We start from the raw sequence: 2,435 nt of genomic DNA, 5'->3' as shown, positions 1-2,435 counted from the left end.
GTCCGGCCCGGCGGGTGTGCCCGGGCCGCGACCGGGCAGGAGTTCCGGAACGGACAGCCGGCCAGGAACGGGCGGTCGGCCCGACGGGCAGGGCCCGGGACCGCGCGGACGACCCGGAACGAGCGGTGGGCCGGCGGGCCGGCCGGCGCCGAGGGCGTCCCGCCGGAAGCGTCCGGCGCACGGCATTCGTGCCCGGCCCGACCGGGCGCATGGGAGGGTAGGCTAACCTAACTCGCGTGTTGGTCGAGAGTCCCCCAGAACGCAGTGGTACGCCGGTCGTCGCCGAGCCGCCCCGCGGACGCCGGGCGGTGCGGGGCGCGGGCCTCGTCGCCGCCGTCGTCCTGCTGGCGGCCGTGTGCGTGGCGAGCGTCGCCGTCGGCGCCAAGTCGATGCCGCTCGGCGACGTGTGGCACGGACTGTTCGCGTCCACCGGCACCCGCGACGACGTCATCGTCAGCCAGGTCCGCGTCCCGCGCACCGTCCTCGGACTCCTCGCGGGCGCCGCGCTCGGCCTCGCCGGCGCGGTCATGCAGGCCCTCACCCGCAACCCCCTCGCCGAACCCGGCCTGCTCGGCGTCAACGCCGGGGCCGCCGCGGCCGTCGTGTCGGCCATCAGCTTCCTCGGCGTCAACACGTTCACCGGATACGTGTGGTTCGCCTTCGTCGGAGCGGCCGTCGTCTCGGCGGCCGTCTACCTGCTCGGCGGCAGCCGCAGCGCGACGCCGGTACGGCTGGCCCTCGCGGGCACTGCGGCCAGTGCCGCCCTGTACGGGTACGTCAACGCGGTCCAGTTGCTCAACACCGCGGCCCTCGACCAGATCAGGTTCTGGACGGTCGGCTCGCTGGCGTCGGCCGACATGTCGACGATCCGCAAACTGTGGCCGTTCATCGCCGCCGGAGTCGTGCTGTCCCTGCTGATCGCGCGCCCCCTCAACGCCATGGAGATGGGCGACGACACCGCCCGGGCGCTCGGCGCCCACCTGACCCGCACGCGGATCCTCGCGATGACCGCCGTCACCCTGCTGTGCGGCGCGGCGACCGCCGCGTGCGGGCCCATCGTCTTCGTCGGCCTGATGGTCCCGCACCTGGTGCGCAGCATCACCGGCCCGGACATGCGGTGGATCCTGCCCTACGCGGCGGTCCTGGCGCCGGTGCTGCTGGTCGGTTCGGACGTCGTGGGCCGGGTCGTGGCCCGTCCTTCCGAGGTCCAGGTGGGCATCGTGACGGCGCTGATCGGCGGGCCCGTCTTCATCCATCTCGTACGGCGCAGGAGGATGGCGAAGCTGTGACCACACCCGTTCCCACCTCCTCGGCGCCCGCGCCCGAGGGCGGGCCGGACCGGCCCTCCGCCGGGCGCCCGCGCCGTACGCGCTCCGTGCGCACGCCGGGCGGGCTGCTGTCCGTACGGATCGGGACCAGGACCGCGCTCACCCTGGTGCTGCTGACCGCCGCGGCGCTTTTCGCGGCCGTCGTCGTCATCGGCAGCGGCGACTACCCGATGTCGCCCGCCACCGTGCTCACCACGCTGACCGGCGGCGGCACCGCCGCGCAGGAGTTCATCGTCCAGGACCTGCGGCTCCCGCGCGCCCTCGTCGGACTGCTGGTCGGCACGGCCCTCGGCCTCGGCGGCGCCGTCTTCCAGTCCGTCACCCGCAACCCGCTCGGCAGCCCCGACGTGATCGGCTTCGGCCAGGGCGCCACGGTCGGCGCGCTGTGCTCGATCGTCCTCTTCCACGGCGGGGCCGGGCAGACGGCGGCCGGCGCGGTCGTCGGCGGGCTCGCCACGGGCGCCTGCATCTACCTGCTGGCGTGGAAGCGCGGCGTGCACGGCTACCGGCTCGTCCTCGTCGGGATCGGCTCGGCGGCGATGCTCACCGCCGTCACCCAGTACCTGATCACCAAGGCCGACATCGTCGACGCCACGCGCGCCGTGCTGTGGATGACCGGCACCCTGGACGGCGCCGACTGGGGCCAGGTGTGGCCCATGCTCGGCGTGGCCGCCGTGCTCGTGCCGCTGACGCTCGGGCACGCGCGCCAGTTGCGGATGATGGAGATGGGCGACGACGCGGCATACGCGCTGGGCGTGCCCGTCCAGCGCACCCGCATCCTGCTGATGGCCTGCGCCGTGCTGCTCGTCGCGACGGCGACCGCGGCCGCCGGCCCCATCACCTTCGTCTCGCTCAGCGCGCCCCAGCTCGCCCGCAGGGTCACCCGCGCGCCCGGCCCGAACCTCGCCGCGTCGGCCCTCATGGGAGCGCTGCTGCTGTGCGCCGCCGACCTGCTCGCCACGCACGCGTTCGGCGGCCGGCAGCTGCCCGCGGGTGTCGTCACCGCCGTTGTCGGTGGCGTGTACCTGCTGTGGCTGCTCGTCACCGAGCGCCGGGCGGGCCGCATATGAGGCGCCGCCGGGCGCCGGACGCGGGGGGCGGCCCGCG

The 2,435-nt window shown here is 75.2% G+C and carries 2 protein-coding genes; both read left to right on the top strand.

The genetic code is table 11. The features are described from left to right. The first annotated feature begins 236 nt into the window (after positions 1–236). Entirely contained in the window at positions 237–1,289 is a 1,053-nt protein-coding gene (locus L1885_RS27165; protein WP_235799806.1) for a FecCD family ABC transporter permease, read from the top strand. A gap of 86 nt (positions 1,290–1,375) precedes the next feature. Next, the gene (locus L1885_RS27160) at positions 1,376–2,398 is read left to right on the top strand and encodes a FecCD family ABC transporter permease (RefSeq protein WP_235799807.1); all 1,023 of its coding nucleotides are present in this window, start codon (positions 1,376–1,378) and stop codon (positions 2,396–2,398) included. Positions 2,399–2,435: the final 37 nt, after the last annotated feature.

The sequence above is a fragment of the Streptomyces fuscigenes genome (assembly GCF_021556455.1).
GTDB lineage: Bacteria > Actinomycetota > Actinomycetes > Streptomycetales > Streptomycetaceae > Streptomyces > Streptomyces fuscigenes.
This window is presented reverse-complemented; position numbering and strand designations above follow the sequence as displayed.